This is a genomic window from Klebsiella oxytoca NBRC 105695, assembly GCF_001598695.1.
Taxonomy (GTDB): Bacteria; Pseudomonadota; Gammaproteobacteria; order Enterobacterales; family Enterobacteriaceae; genus Klebsiella; species Klebsiella oxytoca.
The window spans coordinates 116,620-133,849 of sequence record NZ_BCZK01000012.1 but is presented as its reverse complement, the minus strand read 5'-3'; the positions used below and the strand labels follow the sequence as shown (position 1 = coordinate 133,849).

Below are 17,230 nucleotides of genomic sequence, written 5' to 3'. Positions count from 1 at the left end.
GGAGAGGGGCGGGCCGCACCTATTTAAACAACGCGTGTACGTTGTTCTGCTTGTAGTTCAGCGTCGGGTGCAGTTCATCGATCTCAAACGACAGCGCCAGATAGCGGCTCTCCATCAGCGCGGCGAAATGGGCTTTGATCAGCGTGAACAGCATATCGCCCACGTCCTGACGGCTCTCCAGGCTGCGTCCGGTACCAATCTTTAGCGTCATATGCACGAAGGCGTAGTCATGCTGGCCATCGGCCATCTGCCAGGTATCCAGCCAGATGGCGCGACTGCGAATGCCGCCGATAGGAAAGATGCCGGTTGCCGCCAGCGCGGCGTTCACTTTGCTGAACAGACCCGGTAAATCAGCCTGCTCACGGATGTTGTTGGTACATTCAGCGATAAAATGCGGCATTCTGCGTGCTCCTTACGCCGTTTCCGGCAGCGGGAAGACGGCGTTGACCTGACCGGTGCCGGAGCTGGCAAAGAGTTCGGTAATAAACTCTACTTTGCCGTCATATTTGTCCCAGCCCAGCAGGCCCAGCAGCATCACCGTGTCGTGCATATTGCCTTCACCGAAGCAGTAGTCGGCGTACTCCGGCAGCATGGTGCAGAACTCTTTGAATTTGCCTTCGCGCCACAGCTTCACGACCCGTTCGTCCATCTGGTGATCGAACTCGCGGGTATAGCTGTTCATTCCCTCTTCGGCGCGCTGGTCGTCGATAAAACGGTGCGACAGCGAGCCGCTGGCAAAGACCGCCACGGTGCCGTTATATTTCTCAATCGCTTTAAGAATGGCTTCGCCCAGCTTGCGGCTATCGGCAAAATCATGGACGGTACAGAACGCCGAGATAGAGACCACTTTGAAATGCTTATCGCTGTTCATGTAGCGCATCGGCACCAGGGTGCCGTACTCCAGCTTCAGGCTTGGAATGTTGTGCGCTTTGGCACGGACCCCGAGTTTGACCGCTTCGTCGGCAATCAGGTGGCCGAGCTCCGGATTACCGTCATAGTCATAGGTCATGTCGCGAATAAAATGCGGCAGCTCGTTGCTGGTGTAGACGCCCTGGAAATGGTCGGCACAGTTGATGTGGTAGGCGCTGTTGACCAGCCAGTGGGTATCAAAGACGATGATGGTATCCACACCCAGCTCGCGACACCGCTTGCCGATTTCTTTATGCCCATCGATGGCTCCCTGGCGGCAGCCGTGGTTTTTACCCGGCAGTTCAGAGAGATACATCGACGGTACGTGAGTAATTTTTGCTGCTAACGCTAACTTTCCCATATCAGACTCCCCATTTTGGGATCGGATGGTCGCCCATCGAGATGCAGACGTTTTTCATTTCAGCGAACACTTCAAAGCTGTATTCGCCGCCTTCACGGCCGGTACCGGAGGCCTTCACGCCGCCGAACGGCTGACGCAGGTCGCGGACGTTCTGGGTGTTGACGAACACCATTCCGGCTTCGATGCCGCGCGCCAGGCGCAGCACTTTGCTGACGTCCTGGGTCCAGATATAAGAGGCGAGGCCGTACTCCACATCGTTGGCCAGGCGCAGACCTTCCGCCTCGTCTTTAAACGGCAGCAGACAGGCTACCGGGCCAAAAATCTCTTCCTGCGCCACGCGCATGCGGTTATCGACGTCCGCCAGCACCGTTGGCCGCAGGAAGTTGCCGTTTCTCAGATGGGCAGGCAGATCGGCGGGCTTATCCGCGCCGCCGGCCAGCAGGGTCGCTCCTTCTTCAATGCCGAGGCGGATATAGCCGGAGACTTTCTCCCAGTGCTGCTGGCTAATCAGCGCACCCACCTGAGTGTTCGGGTCGGTAGGGTCGCCGACGCGCAGGCGATTCGCGCGTTCGGCAAAGCGTTTAACGAACTCGGGGTAGATGCTCTGCTGAATGAAGATGCGCGAGCCGGCGGTGCAGCGTTCGCCGTTGATCGAGAAAATGGTGAACAGCGCGGCGTCGAGAGCGCGCTCAATATCGGCGTCTTCGAAAATCAACACCGGCGATTTGCCGCCCAGCTCCATGGAGTACTTTTTCAGCCCGGCGTTTTTCATGATGTTGCGCCCGGTGGCGGTACCGCCGGTAAACGATACCGCGCGTACGTCATGGTGGCGTACCAGCGCATCGCCCGCCGTCGCGCCGTAGCCCTGAACCACGTTCAGTACGCCCGCCGGAATACCCGCTTCCAGCGCCAGCTCGCCAAGACGGTCAGCGGTTAGCGGCGACAGTTCGGACATTTTCAGCACCGCGGTATTCCCCAGCGCCAGGCACGGCGCCACCTTCCAGGTCGCGGTCATAAACGGCACGTTCCACGGCGACACCAGCGCGCAGACGCCGACCGGCTGCACGAGGGTGTAGTTGAGCATCTTGTCATCAACCGGATAGGTCTTACCGTTCATTTGCTGGCACACTTCGGCGAAGAATTCGAAGTTGTGCGAAGCGCGCGGGATCAGCACGTTTTTGGTCTGGTGGATCGGCAGGCCGGTGTCGGCGGTCTCCATGGCGGCGATCTCCGGGACGTTCTGGTCGATCAGATCGCCCAGCCGGCGCATCAGACGCGCGCGCTCTTTCATCGGCAGATTGGCCCATTTCGGAAACGCCTCTTTTGCCGCCGCCACCGCCTGATTCACCTCGTCAGCCCCGCCGGAGGCGACCTCCGCCAGCACTTCGCCGGTGGCCGGGTTAGTGGTATGGAAATACTCCGCGGCGGCGACGTTTTTGCCGTTGATCCAGTGGTTAATTTTTTTCATGACAGCTTTTCCTCATATGCCTGCTGGCTAATGATGTGGTTGACCAGACGGCCGACGCCTTCCACTTCGACGATCACTTCATCGCCCGGCACCACGTCCGACAGCCCCTTCGGCGTGCCGGTGGCGATCATGTCGCCCGGCTGCAGGGTCATAAATTCGCTGAGGTAAGCGATCAGGAACGGAATGCTGAAGATCAGATCGGCGGTAGTGCCCTGCTGGCGCAGCTCGCCGTTGACCCAGGTGCACAGCGCCAGGTTGTGCGGATCGGGGATCGCCTCTTTGCTGACGATCCACGGGCCTATCGGCGTCAGGGTGTCGCGGCTTTTGACCCGCAGGTTGGGGCGATAGTAGTTTTCCAGGTAGTCGCGGATGGCGTAGTCGTTGCAGACGGTGTACCCGGCTACGTACTCCATGGCGTCGGCTTCGGCGACCTTACGCGCGGTTTTGCCGATCACCACCACCAGTTCAGCCTCGTAGTGCATGTACTCGACGTTATCCGGGCGCACCGACTCTTGCCTATGGCCGATAAAGGTGTTGGGCGCTTTGATAAACACCAGCGGTTCGGTTGGCGGCGTAAACGCCAGCTCGCTGGCGTGATCGGCGTAGTTCAGGCCCAGCGCGAACAGGGTGCCGTCGGCGGGCGGCAGCCAACGAAACTCGCCTTCCTTAAGCAGACTGCCGTTGGCGAGCTGGACCTGACCACGTTCATTCACCTGGACATCGTGCCGCTGTCCCTGCCACTCAATACGTGCTTGCCTCATGCCAGCTCTCCTTCATCAATCACCGGGTTTTCCAGCGCCGGGAAGCCCTCGGCGAGAATACGTACGCGATCGCCGGGGCGCAGCGTAACGCGGGAGTGGGGCGTACCGATCAGAATCGCATCGCCGGGATTGAGGGTGGCGAATTCGCTCAGGGCGCTCAGCAGCTCGGCGGCGGAGCGCTGGAGATCGGCGGTAGTCCAGCTGTCCGCCTCGCGACCGTTGATTTCGGTGATGATGGTCAGGTTATCGACATCGCTGAGCGGCGCGAGTGCGCCAAGCGGACAGAAGCCGTCGCGGCATTTGGCTTTGATGGCCGGACGATAGAAGCTCTCTTCCGGCAGGCTGACGTCGTTCGCCAGCGCGTACCCGGCGATATAAGCCGCGGCGTCTTCTGCAGCGACTTTGCGCGCGGTTTTACCGACGATCAGCGCCACGGTGGCGCCACTCTGCACGGTTTCGCCTTGCGGGTAGGGAATGCTCTCGCCATCGCCGATAACGGTGTTGCGCGGTTTGATAAACCAGACCGCGGTCTTCGGCGGCGTTTTATAGGGGGCCTGTTGAAACGCTTCGCGCCAGGCGTCGAGCTGGCTGCGGTGGTTAAGCGCCACGGCGAAGATGGTACCTTTCATTTACCACTCCTCTGCTACGGATTTGGGAAGTCAGTTAATTCATTAATATGTTAATGATCATCTTTTATGCTTTGCGGGAATGTTTGGCAAACAGAAGTGAATGTTTTGTGATCGGATTAACAATAAATTTACAGATTTGTATTTTAATTATTATTAATCAATTAGATAACAAAAGCAGTTGTACCATCTGGTACTTTTCAGAGGCAGAAACCGGTTGCCTTCGGAGGGAATTAGCGCTAATTATTAACTTATTAACAGATTGGGGATTTACTTCAGAGGTATGTGATGCATGATTCGTTAACTATCGCGCTGCTGCAGGCGCGGGAAGCGGCGATGGCCCACTTTCGGCCCATCGTTAAACGCCACAATCTGACCGAGCAGCAGTGGCGTATCGTGCGTATCCTCGCCGAACATCCGTCGATGGATTTTCACGATCTGGCCTTTCGCGCCTGTATTTTACGTCCGAGCCTGACCGGCATCCTGACCCGTATGGAACGCGACGGCCTGGTGCTGCGTTTAAAACCGGTAAATGACCAGCGCAAGCTCTACGTTTCGCTGACGCCGGCGGGTTCGACGCTTTATGAAAGCGCCCAGGCCCAGGTGGAAGAGGCCTATCGTCAGATCGAAGCCCAATTTACCGTCGAAAAAATGCGTCAGCTTACCGCGCTGCTGGAGGAGTTTATCGCCCTGGGGAATGGAGCGCAGGGAGAGGAATAATACATTGTCCGCGCGAAAAACATCCCGGAGGCGGTGCTGGCGCACCTGTCCGGGCTACGGGTTCACAGCACGGTAGCCCGGACAGGCGCAGCGCGCCGCCTCCGGGAGAAAGCGTCCTTCAGAACAAGGTATCGAGCTCTTCCAGCACGTTATACTGCTCGTCCACCAGCAGCAGGGTTTTCCATTTATCAAACGTCAGGCACGGATGCGAGGTACCGAACACCAGAATATCGCCGACCTGCACGTCGCTGCCGGGCGCGAGGCGCAGCATACAGTGCTGGTCCATAATCCCCACGCTCTCGATCCCCTCCGCGGATAGCTGCGCGCCGTTGCGATAGCGGGCCACAGGCTGCGGCAGGCCGGCGTCAAAGGCGCAGTCGCGCTTGCCGAAGTTCACCACCGCGCGATCGGCTTCTGGCACCGACTGGACCATCGCCATCAGCTCCAGCGCTGAGGTTAAATCACCGCCCAGATCGCAGGCGATCGGATCGCGGGCCACCAGTGCTTTCTGCGCGATATCGTAGATCCCGCGGTCGTGGGTGATATAGCACCCGGGGCGGATAACGATTCGGCAGCGCGCCGGTTTCTTCGCCGCCAGCCAGATATTGCACACCACGTCGTACCAGACGGTACCGGCTCCGGTCAGCACAAACTCCCCCTCAACCAGATGTTCCATCCGGCAGGCCAAACCGGCGGCCTGGCGCAGCAGAGCCTCCACCTGCGGCTGCGGATCGTCGCCGTGTAACACCCCTTCATACAGTTCGAGACCGCGCAGCCTGAGGCCCGGAAGTTCCGCCGCAGCCTGCGCCAGCGCCAGCGCATCCTCAACGCTGCGGCAGCCGCAGCGCCCACCGGCCACGCCCAGTTCAATCAGCACGTCCAGCGTTTGCCGCCGTTCGTCGAAGAAAGTCGACAGCGCGCGGGCGTTGGCAAGGCTATCGATGCAGCAGATAAACTCCGCCGTACGGTAATGCGCTTTCAGGCGCGATACCGCCTGCATATTCGCCCTGCCGACCAGCTGATTGACCATCAGGACGCGCTCAACGCCGCTGGCCATCGCCGCGCTGGCCTGCCAGGCGCTGCCCACGCCGATTCCCCATGCGCCCGCCCGCTGCTGCGCCTGAAAAATCCACGGCGTCATCGTTGTTTTACCGTGCGGGGCCAGCGAGACGCCGCGCGCGTCGGCGTAACGCTGCATCCAGGCGATGTTATTTTCCAGCGCCGTTTTTTTCAGCAGCGCGGCCGGAAGGCAAACCTCCTCCGCCAGCAGATTGGCCGGTGCGGACATTATGGCGGCTTTGTGCGGAATAAGCGTATCGGAATGGTATTTCATAACACTATCCTTTTAGGGTTTAAGATCGGATTAAAGCTAAGTATCAAATTTAATTAATTGAAATATATAGAATATATAATTTGTTTATGTCGTTTGTGAATAAAAGTATCACAATTTGATCTGGTTTTTGCGTAGTTTTCCACTGTTTTTCCGCCTTGTAAATGGTTTACTTGTCGGCAGAGTTGAAAGGGAGTAATTGCGATGAAAGTTAACTGGCTTTTCAAAAACGTCACGGTCATTGACGGCAGCGGCGGACCACAGTTTCGCGGCGACGTGGCGGTGAAGGGCGATCGAATTGTGGATATGGCCCCGGCGCTGAACCTGGCGGCGGAGCAGGTGATTGACGGGCAGGGGCGCGTGCTGGCTCCCGGATTTATCGATGTGCATACCCATGATGATATCAACGTCATCCGTATGCCGGAGTATTTACCGAAGCTGAGCCAGGGGGTGACGACGGTGATTGTCGGCAACTGCGGGATCAGCGCGGCGACGGCGACCATGCGCGACGGCGTACCGGACCCGATGAATCTTCTGGGTGAGGCGGAGCACTTTGTTTATCCCACTGTTGACGCTTATGCCCACGCGGTGGCGGCGGCGAAGCCGTCATTAAACGTCGGCACGCTGATTGGCCATACCGCGCTGCGTAATAACCATATGGACGATCTGTTCCGCCCGGCGACGGAGATCGAGATTGCCGGAATGCGGGTGCAGCTGCGCGACGCGCTGCGTCAGGGCGCGCTGGGGCTGAGTAGCGGGCTGGCCTACGCCAGCGCGTTTCAGTCCACTACTGAAGAGGTGATGGCGCTGGCCGAGGAGCTGGCGGCAGAAGGGGGAATTTATACTACCCACCTGCGTTCGGAGTTCGAACCGATTCTGGAGGCGCTCGACGAGGCGTTCCGCATTGGCCGCCACGGTAACGTACCGGTGGTGGTATCGCACCATAAGTGCGCCGGCGCGAAAAACTGGGGTCGCACGAAGGAGACGCTGGCTTTCTTCGATGAGATGCGCCAGCGCCAGGAGATCGCCTGCGACTGCTACCCCTATTCTGCCAGCTCGTCGACGCTGGATATGAAGCAGGTCACCGATGAGTTCGATATCGTCATTACCTGGTCGGAGGCGCAGCCCGAGCAGGCCGGAAAAACCCTGCAGCAGATTGCTGACGGCTGGCAGGTTAGCCTGCACGAGGCGGCGGCGCGGCTGATGCCTGCAGGCGCCATCTACTACAACATGGACGAGCAGGACGTGCGGCGGGTACTGCGTTATCCGGTGACCATGATCGGCTCAGACGGTCTGCCGAACGACCCGATGCCGCACCCGCGGCTATGGGGCGCGTTTCCGCGGGTCCTGGGCCACTACTGCCGAGATGAACGGCTGTTTCCGCTGACCACCGCTATCCACAAAATGACCGGTCTGTCGGCGGCGCGTTTCCAGCTGGCAGAGCGTGGGCTGGTGAAAGTGGGCTATTTTGCCGATCTGGTGCTGTTTGATCCGCAGACGGTGCGCGATGTCGCCAGCTTCTCCGATCCGAAACAACCGGCGGACGGTATCGAGGCAGTGATGGTTAACGGCGTGATGAGCTACGGCAGCGATAAAAAGATTACCGGGCGCGCAGGGCGTTTCCTGCGCCGCCGAATGAACTAAGGAGAGAAAAATGAGCATTAAACGTTATGGCGTTGAGGGCGGTACCGGGACCGGTGGGCAGCATCTGCCGTTCGCGCGCGCGGTGGAGGCGGGGGGCTGGCTGTACGTTTCCGGCCAGACGCCGATGAAGGAGGGTGAAGTGGTGGAAGGGGGCATCGTTGACCAGGCGCGTCTGGCGATTCAGAACTGTGTGGATATCATGACCGAAGCGGGCTACACCCTGGCCGACGTGGTGCACGTCAAGGTGATCCTCACCGATGCGCGCTATTTTCAGTCTTTCAATAAAGTATTCCGCGAGTTCTTTGGCGACAATCCGCCTGCCCGTATCTGCTGCGTAGCGGACCTGGTAGTGGATTGTAAAGTTGAAGTGGATGTGACCTGTTATAACGCGGCTCGCGTATAAAAATTTATTAACCAGAAATATAAACAGGATTTTTGAGCGCTGAATTCATTCAGCGCTTCGTAGCCTTTTACCTTTTACCTACTCAACTGGCAGGATGTGAATTATGAATAGTCATATCTTTTTAGTCGGCTTTATTATTTACGCGCTGGCCATGATTTGGCTTGGCTGGTACGTGTCGCGTAATCAAAAAAGCGGAGAAGATTTTTTACTCGGTGGCCGTTCCTTACCGCTGTTTCTGACCCTGGGCTCTACCGTGGCGACCATGGTGGGCACCGGTTCAAGCATGGGCGCTGTTGGCTTCGGCTACAGCAACGGCTGGGCCGGGATGCTGTACGGCGTGGGCGGGGCCATCGGTATTTTGCTGGTGGCCTGGCTGTTCGCCCCGGTGCGCAAGCTGCGCTTTATGACCATGAGCGAAGAGCTCTCTTATTATACCGGCGGTAGTCATTTAATTAAAAATATCGTCGGCATAATGATATTTGTGGCCTCTATTGGCTGGCTGGGGGCGCATATTCTTGGCGGCAGCATGTATTTATCCTGGGCGACGGGAATAAATCTGACGCTAGCGAAAATTATTATCGCTCTGGCCTTTGCGATTTACGTCATCATCGGCGGTTATTCTGCGGTGGTGTGGACGGATACCATTCAGGCATTAATTCTGTTTTTCGGTTTTATCCTGATGGCTATTCTGGCGGTGGTTCACGTCGGGGGATGGGATGCCATCGTCCAGGCGATGGATCCCAAGGCGATGAGCCTGTTTGCGGTCGATAAGCTGGGGGCCATTCCGGCGCTATCGCTGGCGATGGTCATCGGCGTCGGCGTGCTGGCGACCCCTTCCTATCGCCAGCGTATTTACTCGGGGAAAGATGTCTCTTCGGTGCGCCGCTCGTTTGTCTATACCGGCGTGCTGTATCTGTTTTTCTCGGTGCTGCCGGCGATTATCGGCATGGCGGCATGGACCATGAACCCCAATCTCGAGAACAGTAATTACGCCTTCCTGTTCGCCACCAGCTTCTTACCGGCGATCCTCGGGCTGGTGGTGCTGATTGCCGGGCTTTCGGCCACCATGTCCTCGGCCAGCTCTGACGCGATAGCCGCCGTGGCCATCATGATGCGTGATGTTTATACCCTCATCACCGGGAAAATGCCCCCGGCGGATAAAGCGATAACGCTCTCCCGCTGGATGCTGGCGTTCGTTATCGGCCTGGCGATGATTTTCGCCCTGACCTCGAACGATATCATCAGCTATATCACCAAAATGATCTCCATGCTGATGTCCGGTCTGTTCGTCTGTTCGATTCTCGGCCGCTTCTGGCTGCGCTTCAACTGGCAGGGCGCGTTTACCGCGCTGCTGAGCGGCATGCTGGTTTCTCTTGTGGTTCTGATGAAAGCCGACTGGCTGGCTTACTGGGGGAACCCGTGCATTCCGTCGGTCGTCGGCAGCTTTGTTTTCGCGATTTTTGTCACCCTATTGACGCCAGCCAGCAAAGTTAGCCGTGAGCAGGCGCTGGAAATGATCACGCAGGAGCGTGAAGGGCAGGCGATGCCGGCGAAGACGACGGTGCAGGTCTCAGGAGAAGCACAATGAAGGACTATATTGCCGTCGACTGGGGCTCTACCCAGCTGCGCGGCTGGCTGATTCGCAATGGCCAGTGCGTCGAAACAAAGCAGCTGCCGCTGGGTATCACCCGCCTGAACGGACGAGCGCCTGCCGACGTATTCGCGGAGCATTTGGCCCCCTGGCGCGGCGCGGAGGCGCTGCCGGTGCTGATGGCCGGGATGATCGGCAGCGATGCGGGCTGGCAAGCGGTGCCGTATCTGGACTGTCCGGCAGCGATCGACGCGCCAGGGCAGCAGCTATGCGCCGTTGCTGAAGGCGTGTGGATTATTCCCGGCCTCAAGATTGAACAGGACGGGGATTTCAACGTGATGCGCGGCGAAGAGACGCAGCTGCTGGGGGCCTGGCAGCTGGCGCCGGCGGAGTGTTACGTGCTGCCGGGCACCCACTGCAAATGGGTACAGGTGGCGAACGGCGCGGTGCGTCATTTTGCCACGGCGATGACCGGTGAACTGCATCATCTGCTGATGACGCAATCGCTGATCGGCAAAGGGCTGCCGGTCCAGCAGCCGGACGAGACGGCGTTTGAACGGGGGCTGGAAAAAGGACTGGCGCAGCCGTCGCTGATTAGCGAACTGTTTGTCGCCAGGGCCGCCCGGGTGCTGGGAGGCCTGGCCGCGACCTCGGTCAGCGACTATCTCTCCGGGCTGCTGATTGGCGCGGAAGTGGCGACCCTGGGGGAGCGTTACCGTACCTCTGGCGTCACGCTGGTTGGCGACCCGGCGCTGAATGCCCGCTACAGTCGGGCGATGAAGGCGCGCGGAATGACGGTTAACAGCTGCAGCGGCGATGAGGCGCTGCTGAGCGGCATGGCGAGGATAATGCATGGACAAGATTAAACTGGTGGCGATTTTACGCGGTATTCGCCCCGCTGAGGCAGCGGAGCATATTGAGACGCTGATAGAGGCAGGATTTCGCTATATCGAAATTCCGCTCAATTCGCCGGACTGGCAGCAGAGTATTCCGCAGATGGTCGCGCGCTTTGGCGAGCAGGCGGTGATTGGCGCGGGAACGGTACTTAAGGTGGAACAGGTCGATTTTCTGGCCGATACCGGAGCGAAGCTTATCGTGACGCCGAATACTGAGCCGACGACGATCCGCCGGGCGGTGGCGCGCGGAATGCGGGTTTGCGCCGGGTGCGCCACCGCGACCGAGGCGTTTAACGCGCTGGATGCCGGGGCGCAGTGGTTGAAAATTTTCCCGTCTTCCACTTTTGGCCCGGACTACATTCGGGCGCTGAAAGCGGTGCTGCCGTCGGAGGTGCCGGTGCTGGCGGTCGGCGGCGTGACGCCGGAGAATCTGGCAAGCTGGGTAGAGGCCGGGTGCGCCGGCGCTGGCCTGGGAAGCGATCTGTATCGCGCCGGGCAGGCCGTGGAACGTACCCGTCAGCAGGCGGAGAGGTTTATCGCCGCCGCCCGCTGCGGTTAATCGCCCAGCGGCTGGCGATCGACGCCGCCGCGGTGGCTGTCGAGCGCCAGCTTAATCCGGCGCAATCTGCCTTTTGCCTGAGTTTTGTTGGCCATCGCCAGTTCGGTGGCCAGCACGTCAACCATCGCCAGCATCGCATAGCGTGAAGTGCTGGGCTTGAAAATGTAGTCGTTTTCGCGCACCAGCAGCGGCAGCACCAGATCCGCCTGCTCCGCCAGCGGCGTTCCGCCGGGGGTGATGGCAATGACCTTTGCGCCGTACTGCCTGGCAATCGCCGCGCTCTCGATGATTTCCTGGGTATAGCCGCCCAACGACAGCACGATAACCACATCCTTTGGCGTCACCGCCGAGCTCATCATGCGCACCAGCAGACCGTCGTTCTGGCTGACAACCGGGAGGCCGAGGCGAAACAGGCGATACTGGATCTCCTGAGCGCAGATGGTAGAGCCGCCGCCCATCCCGAGCGCCAGGATCTGCCGCGCGTCGCTCAGCCAGCTCACCGCACGCTTCAGCGCTTCAATGTCCAGCGCCCGGCGGTTGGTTTCCAGCACGCCGATGATCGACTCGTAGATCCCCTGTACGCCCTCAAGGTCCGGGACATCGAGGATAAATCGCTGTCCGACCGCCAGAGATTGCGCGAGCCTCATCTTCAGCTCGCGGACGTCTTTACAGCCGAGCGCCCGGGCAAAGCGGGTAACGGAGGCCTGGCTGGTGTGGGTCAGACGCGCCATCTCCGCGATGGGCAGCTCCGCCGCCGCCGCGACATCATCGAGAATGAACTGCGCGATGCGCTTTTCGGTCGCCGTGAGTTCCACAAAGCGATCGGTTATGCAGGAAATGATATCGATTGACCAGGACATACGGGTATCAACAGGTAAGTTATCAATGATACTTTGTACCATATTCCGCCGCTGAAATCAGCGCCGGAGGCTACAGCGTTAGGCGCATGGCGCAGCGCGTCTCCGGCGGCAGACCGTGTTCCGTTTCCAGCTCCCTTTTCGCCGCCAGTCCCGCCAGTAGTCTTCGCTCACTTAACATTGAAAACCCCAGTCGCGTGTAAAACGGCGCGTTCCAGGGCACATCGCGGAAGGTGGTGAGCGTGACCGCCGGATAAGCCGCCTGGCGGGCTGTCTCAATGACCTGCTCCAGCATCATGCGGCCAATGCCTCGCCCCTGCCATGCCTGATGAACGGCGATCTCGACGATAAACAGCGCATCATCCAGCGGTTCGCTCAGCAGGAAGCCTATCGGTTGGTCATCGGCCACGGCCAGCAGGCTGTGGTCAGTTTCAAGGAACAGGCGGTGGCGCTCGGGGCTTATCACTTCGCTTTCCGCCAGCCAGGCCAGCGCCGGAATCTGGCGAAAAGCCTGGGCCGCCGAGCGCTCAATGGCGGGCAGAAGAGGGATGTCTCTCTCCTCAGTCAGGCGTAACGTCGCGGCGGCGGTTATAGTGTTAGTTTTCATCACCTCAGCATAGCAGCCTCCGGGAGAAATGTATGGAGCTTACCGCCGTTTCCGCCACTCAGTTTAGCGTCGCGCAGCTGACGACGATCCTTTGCGACTGTTTCGAAGATTACCTGGTTCCCGTCACGCTGTCGGTAGAGGTTTTTGTCGAGCGTTTTAGCGCCGAAGGGCTGAGCCTGCTGGATTCCTGCGTCTGGCTGGATGGTGATGTCCCTGCGGCGATGGCCGTTGTCGCCCGGCGCGGCGATGAAGCCAGGCTGGCGGCATTTGCGATGCGACCCGCGTATCGCGGAAAGGGCGTCGGACGCCGGCTGATGGGGTCGCTGCTGGATGCATTGCGCGAGCAGGGCGTACGGCGGATGTGGCTGGAGGTTATTCGCGATAACCACGCGGCGGTAGCGCTGTATCACTCGCTGGGCTTCGAGGTGCGGCACGGGCTGTGCGGCTATCTGAGCGCGCAGACCGCGAGCGAGGAGTCATCCGTATTGCAGGAGTATGACGTGCTGGCGCTGACGCGCAGGGCCGGCGCCGAGCTTAATGGCCAGCTGCCGTGGCTGATGGACCCGCTCACCTTCAGCACCCTGCCGTGCCGGGCGCTGAGCCTCCATCAGCAGGCTTTCGCCGTGCTGGCGACCTTATCCAGCAGGCCGCAGCTGCAGTTTTTATGGGTCGAGCCCGCCGCACGCGGGCGCGGGCTAGGGCGGGAAATGCTGATGGCGCTTGCCCGACAGTTTCCAGGGCTCGGGACCTCGGTGACCATCCCGGAACGCTTTACGCCCCTGTTCCAGACCGCCGGCTATACGCCTGGGGTATTAAAACAGTATGAAATGAGCGCAACGCTGAGCGCCCTGCCATCAGCAGGGCGTTAAGATTCAGCCGTTACGCGGGTCGCTAATCGGCTGACGGACCAGGAAGATATAGGCCAGCGCGCCGAGGGCGGTGACGCAGCCGCAGATCACCAGCGCCAGCTGGAATGAGTGGGTGGTATCGACAATAAACCCGGTCACTACCGGCGCGAAGGAGGCGCAGATAAAGCTGGCGAAGTTCTGGATGCTGCCGACGGACGCGGTCATTCTTGATGCCACCGCGACGTGAATCAATCCCCAGCAGGAAGTACCGGCAAAGTGGATGCAGAACAGCGCCATGCCAATTAACAGCACTGCAGCGATAGAGGTGGTGGCATGCGGCACGATCAGCGTAAACGCGGCGGAGCAGAACATCCCGGCAATAATACAAATTTTACGGCTTTTGATCGGCGCCATGCCGCCTTTAACCAGCCAGTCGGTAACGTAACCGTTGATGAGCATACCGGCGGCGCCGAACAGAAAAGGAATGGCGGCCATAAACCCGGTACTTTTCAGATCGAGGTTATACGCCGTTTGCAGGTAGCCCGGCAGCCAGGCCAGATACAGCCAGGCGGTATAGTTGATGCCGCTGAAGCCCAGCATCATTCCCCACATGGTTTTGTTTTTAAACAGGCTGCGCCATTCGGCAAAGCTCAGCGGGTCGCGGCGAACGTTGACGCTTCCGGCATTAAGGTAGGCCTGCTCATCGGCGGTGAGGGGGACATCCTCCCGGTTGCGATAGAGCATATACCAGCCGATAGCGACGAAGATCCCCAGCACGCCGATGGTAATGAACATCCAGCGCCAGCCCATCATCAGCATCATCGCGGCAAGGATCGGCGGGCTGATCGCGACGCCAATCGTCGAGGCGGCGTTAAAGAAGCCCATCGGGCGGCCGCGCTCTTTAATATTAAACCAGTCGTTGATCACCTTGACGCCGCACGGGTTCATCGGCGCTTCGCCGATCCCCATGCCGATACGCACCAGCACGAACTGGGTAAAGCTATGCACCATCCCGGAGACCGCCTGGAACAGCGACCAGAAAAACATGCCCAGCCCCAGCATGATGCGCGGGCCTTTACGGTCCAGCAGCGGCCCGCAGGGGAGCTGGGCGATGCCGTAGGCCAACGAGAAAACGGACAGCAATGCGCCGATTTCGGTGGCGCTGAGCCCCAGCTCTTCGCGAATCGTTAAGTTCGCGACGGACAATGAACTTCTGTCGAGGTAGTTAATCACCGCCGCCAGAAATAACAGGATCATTGCCGTTGTCTGAATTTTTTTAATGCGCGCGCTGCGCGTTAACGTATTATTTAACGGAACGCTGGCAGTCTCCGCCTTTCCTTTATCAAAGGTTGTCTGCGGGTCGATAGTTATATTTCGTGATTCCACGCCTGACTCCTGGTTATTCTATTTGAACGACAAGTGACATCGAATGGTTTAAACCCACCCACCTATTTCACAGTAAAGTAAGTCGACTTGTTTTCAGCATAAATAACCTTTTTTCTGGCACTGGATTATGTTTTGAGAACTGTGCTGCTGATAATCATTTTCTGTTTTTAATCGGTACTTAATGAGCCAGGGATTCGCTCTGCCTGAGCGAGTTAATCATCGATTGCTTCGCCGAGTTCAGGTGGTTACGCAGCGCCAGATTGGCGTCCAGATCGCTGCGGCAGATAAGCGCGCTCAGGATGGTCATATGTTCATCAATGGCGATGATATTACGCTGTTTAAGGTCACTCTCATCCCACTGATAGTGAAAGTGGAAAATCACGGAAATAATCTCAAGCGATTGATTGAAAAATATATTCTCAGCCGCGGACAGGAGCAGCGAGTGAAAGTCGCGATCGAGCTGGGAAAACATACGAAAGCTGTCGCCGATGCTGTCACGCAGTGCGCGATGGCGCTCAAGCAGAGTTTTCGCCTGCAGCCAGCGGGCGTCGTTGTCCGGGAGATTGAGAAAATGCTGAAGCGCGTGGGTTTCCAGCATTTCCCGCAGCTCGAACAGCTGCTCAGCCCAGGATTGCTCAAATTTCTTCATGTTCCACTGGCCGCGCTTTTCGCTTTCAATCAGGTTGTAGCGGCTGAATTTCAACAGAAATTCCCTCACTACGACCGGACTGACGCCGGCAGCACGCGCCAGCTGCAGCTCGGAAAACATCTCTCCGGCGCGCAGCTGGCGCTGGTTAATCATGGTGAAAAACGCCTGCTCAAAGAGACGGTTCTGCTCGGCCAGCGAGGCGCTGGAGCCATCGAAGCCGTCCTGCATCTCCGGCTGGCGAAGGATCTGATAATCCCGAGCGTTCTGACGCAATACGCCCCGCTCGCACAGGTGGCTGAGGATATGGCGCACGGTGGTGCGGCTGATGTTGTACATCTCCGCCAGCGCACTTTGTGAGGGCAGCGGCGACGGAAGAAAGCCGCGCGCCATATCGTTAATGACCTGGTTAATGACGTTGTGACGAAGGTTTTGCGAGCGGCTCATTATACATCTCCATTTTTTTAGCTATTAAAGCCGGATTTAAAACAGTTTTGTGCGTGAGATTTCACAATTTTTGCAATGAATTTATTCTCACCTCTGTTTTTCATCGATATCTAAGCCAACAAATACGGAGGCAATTATTATGACGTCGATGAATACATTAGTTTGTCAGGAACCTAAAATATTGCGCTGGGAAAAACGCCAGATTCCCATTCCCGGTGATGATGAAGTGCTCATTAAAATAAAAACGGTGGGGATTTGTGGTACGGATATTCACGCCTGGGGAGGGAATCAACCTTTTTTTAGTTATCCACGCGTGCTCGGACATGAAATATGCGGCGAGATTATCGGTCTCGGTAAAAATATTCTTAACTTGAAAAGCGGACAGCAGGTAGTCGTCATACCTTACGTTGCCTGCCGTCAGTGTCCGGCCTGTTTGAGCGGCAGGACTAATTGCTGCGAGAAAATTTCGGTGATCGGCGTGCATCGGGACGGCGGGTTTAGCGAGTACCTCTGCGTGCCGGTAAAAAATCTGCTGGTGGTGGATGACGTCGAGCCGGAAGCCGCAGCGCTGATTGAGCCTTTCGCCATCAGCGCCCACGCGGTGCGTCGCGCCGCTATCCAGCCGGGAGAGCAGGTGCTGGTGGTCGGTGCGGGACCCATTGGTCTCGGGGCGGCGGCTATCGCTAAAGCCGACGGGGCGCAGGTGGTGGTGGCGGATACCAGCCCGGCGCGGCGCGACCATGTGGCGCAGCACCTTGGTCTGGCCACGCTCGACCCTTCTGACCCGCAATTCACCGAGCAGCTGTGTGACATGTTTGGTGGTTCGCTGGCGCAGAAGGTGATCGATGCCACGGGGAATCAGCAGGCGATGAACAACACGGTGAATTTAATCCGTCACGGCGGCAGCATCATTTTTGTTGGCCTGTTTAAAGGTGAACTGCAGTTCCCGGACCCGGAGTTTCATAAGAAAGAGACAACCATGATGGGCAGCCGTAATGCGACGGAAGAGGATTTCGCCAAAGTCGGACGTCTAATGGCTGAGGGAAAAGTGACCGCCAGAATGATGCTGACCCACCGTTACGATTTCAGGTCGCTGGCCGAGATTTACGAAAGCGAAGTGATTAACAATCGCCAGCTTATTAAAGGCGTCATTCATTTTTAGCAGGAAAGG

The 17,230-nt window shown here is 58.3% G+C and carries 18 protein-coding genes; 8 read left to right on the top strand and 10 right to left on the bottom strand.

Annotated features, from left to right (window positions below):
- Positions 1–19 precede the first annotated feature (19 nt).
- Genes KO1_RS20105 through KO1_RS20085 form a run of 5 tightly spaced genes read right to left on the bottom strand, consistent with a single transcriptional unit; the run spans position 20 to position 4,128 of the window.
- Positions 20–400: a 5-carboxymethyl-2-hydroxymuconate Delta-isomerase gene (locus KO1_RS20105; RefSeq protein WP_016809284.1), complete on the bottom strand. Its 381-nt coding sequence runs from the start codon at positions 398–400 to the stop codon at positions 20–22.
- A 12-nt stretch (positions 401–412) separates the two neighbouring features.
- Positions 413–1,270, bottom strand: coding sequence for a 3,4-dihydroxyphenylacetate 2,3-dioxygenase (gene hpaD, locus KO1_RS20100; protein WP_004108548.1), 858 nt, complete (start codon positions 1,268–1,270; stop codon positions 413–415).
- Position 1,271: 1 nt separating this feature from the next.
- Positions 1,272–2,738, bottom strand: coding sequence for a 5-carboxymethyl-2-hydroxymuconate semialdehyde dehydrogenase (gene hpaE, locus KO1_RS20095; RefSeq protein ID WP_004108546.1), 1,467 nt, complete (start codon positions 2,736–2,738; stop codon positions 1,272–1,274).
- Complete coding sequence (locus tag KO1_RS20090; RefSeq protein WP_004108544.1) at positions 2,735–3,499, bottom strand: fumarylacetoacetate hydrolase family protein; 765 nt, start codon at positions 3,497–3,499, stop codon at positions 2,735–2,737. Before KO1_RS20090 ends, hpaE begins: the two co-directional genes overlap by 4 nt.
- Positions 3,496–4,128, bottom strand: a complete 633-nt coding sequence (locus KO1_RS20085) for a fumarylacetoacetate hydrolase family protein (RefSeq protein ID WP_004108542.1) — start codon at positions 4,126–4,128, stop codon at positions 3,496–3,498. Before KO1_RS20085 ends, KO1_RS20090 begins: the two co-directional genes overlap by 4 nt.
- Before the next feature lie 285 nt (positions 4,129–4,413).
- Between KO1_RS20085 and hpaR the strand changes: the two genes are divergently transcribed.
- The gene (gene hpaR, locus KO1_RS20080; protein WP_004108539.1) at positions 4,414–4,845 is read left to right on the top strand and encodes a homoprotocatechuate degradation operon regulator HpaR; all 432 of its coding nucleotides are present in this window, start codon (positions 4,414–4,416) and stop codon (positions 4,843–4,845) included.
- Between the two features lie 118 nt (positions 4,846–4,963).
- On the opposite strand, the gene KO1_RS20075 is transcribed toward hpaR, so the two are convergent.
- Positions 4,964–6,178 carry an amino acid deaminase gene (locus tag KO1_RS20075; protein WP_004108538.1) on the bottom strand — a complete coding sequence of 405 codons (1,215 nt, stop codon included), beginning with the start codon at positions 6,176–6,178 and terminating at the stop codon, positions 4,964–4,966.
- Positions 6,179–6,379: 201 nt separating this feature from the next.
- Between KO1_RS20075 and KO1_RS20070 the strand changes: the two genes are divergently transcribed.
- From KO1_RS20070 to KO1_RS20050, 5 genes are all read left to right on the top strand, one after another.
- The gene (locus KO1_RS20070; RefSeq protein WP_004108536.1) at positions 6,380–7,819 is read left to right on the top strand and encodes an N-acyl-D-amino-acid deacylase family protein; all 1,440 of its coding nucleotides are present in this window, start codon (positions 6,380–6,382) and stop codon (positions 7,817–7,819) included.
- Between the two features lie 10 nt (positions 7,820–7,829).
- Complete coding sequence (locus tag KO1_RS20065; protein WP_004108533.1) at positions 7,830–8,222, top strand: RidA family protein; 393 nt, start codon at positions 7,830–7,832, stop codon at positions 8,220–8,222.
- Between the two features lie 103 nt (positions 8,223–8,325).
- Positions 8,326–9,810, top strand: a complete 1,485-nt coding sequence (locus KO1_RS20060; RefSeq protein ID WP_016809286.1) for a sodium:solute symporter family protein — start codon at positions 8,326–8,328, stop codon at positions 9,808–9,810.
- The gene (locus KO1_RS20055; RefSeq protein ID WP_047720382.1) at positions 9,807–10,679 is read left to right on the top strand and encodes a 2-dehydro-3-deoxygalactonokinase; all 873 of its coding nucleotides are present in this window, start codon (positions 9,807–9,809) and stop codon (positions 10,677–10,679) included. Before KO1_RS20060 ends, KO1_RS20055 begins: the two co-directional genes overlap by 4 nt.
- Complete coding sequence (locus KO1_RS20050; RefSeq protein WP_024273689.1) at positions 10,666–11,268, top strand: 2-dehydro-3-deoxy-6-phosphogalactonate aldolase; 603 nt, start codon at positions 10,666–10,668, stop codon at positions 11,266–11,268. Before KO1_RS20055 ends, KO1_RS20050 begins: the two co-directional genes overlap by 14 nt.
- On the opposite strand, the gene KO1_RS20045 is transcribed toward KO1_RS20050, so the two are convergent.
- Together KO1_RS20045 and KO1_RS20040 are read right to left on the bottom strand one after the other, a co-directional pair.
- Complete coding sequence (locus KO1_RS20045) at positions 11,265–12,128, bottom strand: MurR/RpiR family transcriptional regulator (protein ID WP_024273690.1); 864 nt, start codon at positions 12,126–12,128, stop codon at positions 11,265–11,267. The genes KO1_RS20050 and KO1_RS20045 overlap by 4 nt on opposite strands.
- Before the next feature lie 70 nt (positions 12,129–12,198).
- Positions 12,199–12,732 (bottom strand): GNAT family N-acetyltransferase, encoded by a 534-nt coding sequence (locus KO1_RS20040; RefSeq protein WP_004110351.1) that lies wholly within the window; start codon positions 12,730–12,732, stop codon positions 12,199–12,201.
- A 32-nt stretch (positions 12,733–12,764) separates the two neighbouring features.
- Here KO1_RS20040 and KO1_RS20035 point away from each other — a divergent pair, with 32 nt between their 5' ends.
- Entirely contained in the window at positions 12,765–13,601 is an 837-nt protein-coding gene (locus tag KO1_RS20035) for a GNAT family N-acetyltransferase (RefSeq protein WP_064407092.1), read from the top strand.
- 3 nt (positions 13,602–13,604) lie between these two features.
- Here the strand turns inward: KO1_RS20035 and KO1_RS20030 are convergent, their stop codons facing one another.
- A complete protein-coding gene (locus KO1_RS20030) occupies positions 13,605–14,966 on the bottom strand; it encodes an MFS transporter (RefSeq protein ID WP_004108520.1) in 1,362 nt (453 codons plus the stop codon).
- 178 nt (positions 14,967–15,144) lie between these two features.
- Positions 15,145–16,059 (bottom strand): GntR family transcriptional regulator, encoded by a 915-nt coding sequence (locus KO1_RS20025; protein WP_004108518.1) that lies wholly within the window; start codon positions 16,057–16,059, stop codon positions 15,145–15,147.
- A gap of 139 nt (positions 16,060–16,198) precedes the next feature.
- Between KO1_RS20025 and KO1_RS20020 the strand changes: the two genes are divergently transcribed.
- Complete coding sequence (locus KO1_RS20020; RefSeq protein ID WP_004110354.1) at positions 16,199–17,221, top strand: zinc-binding alcohol dehydrogenase family protein; 1,023 nt, start codon at positions 16,199–16,201, stop codon at positions 17,219–17,221.
- The last annotated feature ends 9 nt before the right edge of the window (positions 17,222–17,230 follow it).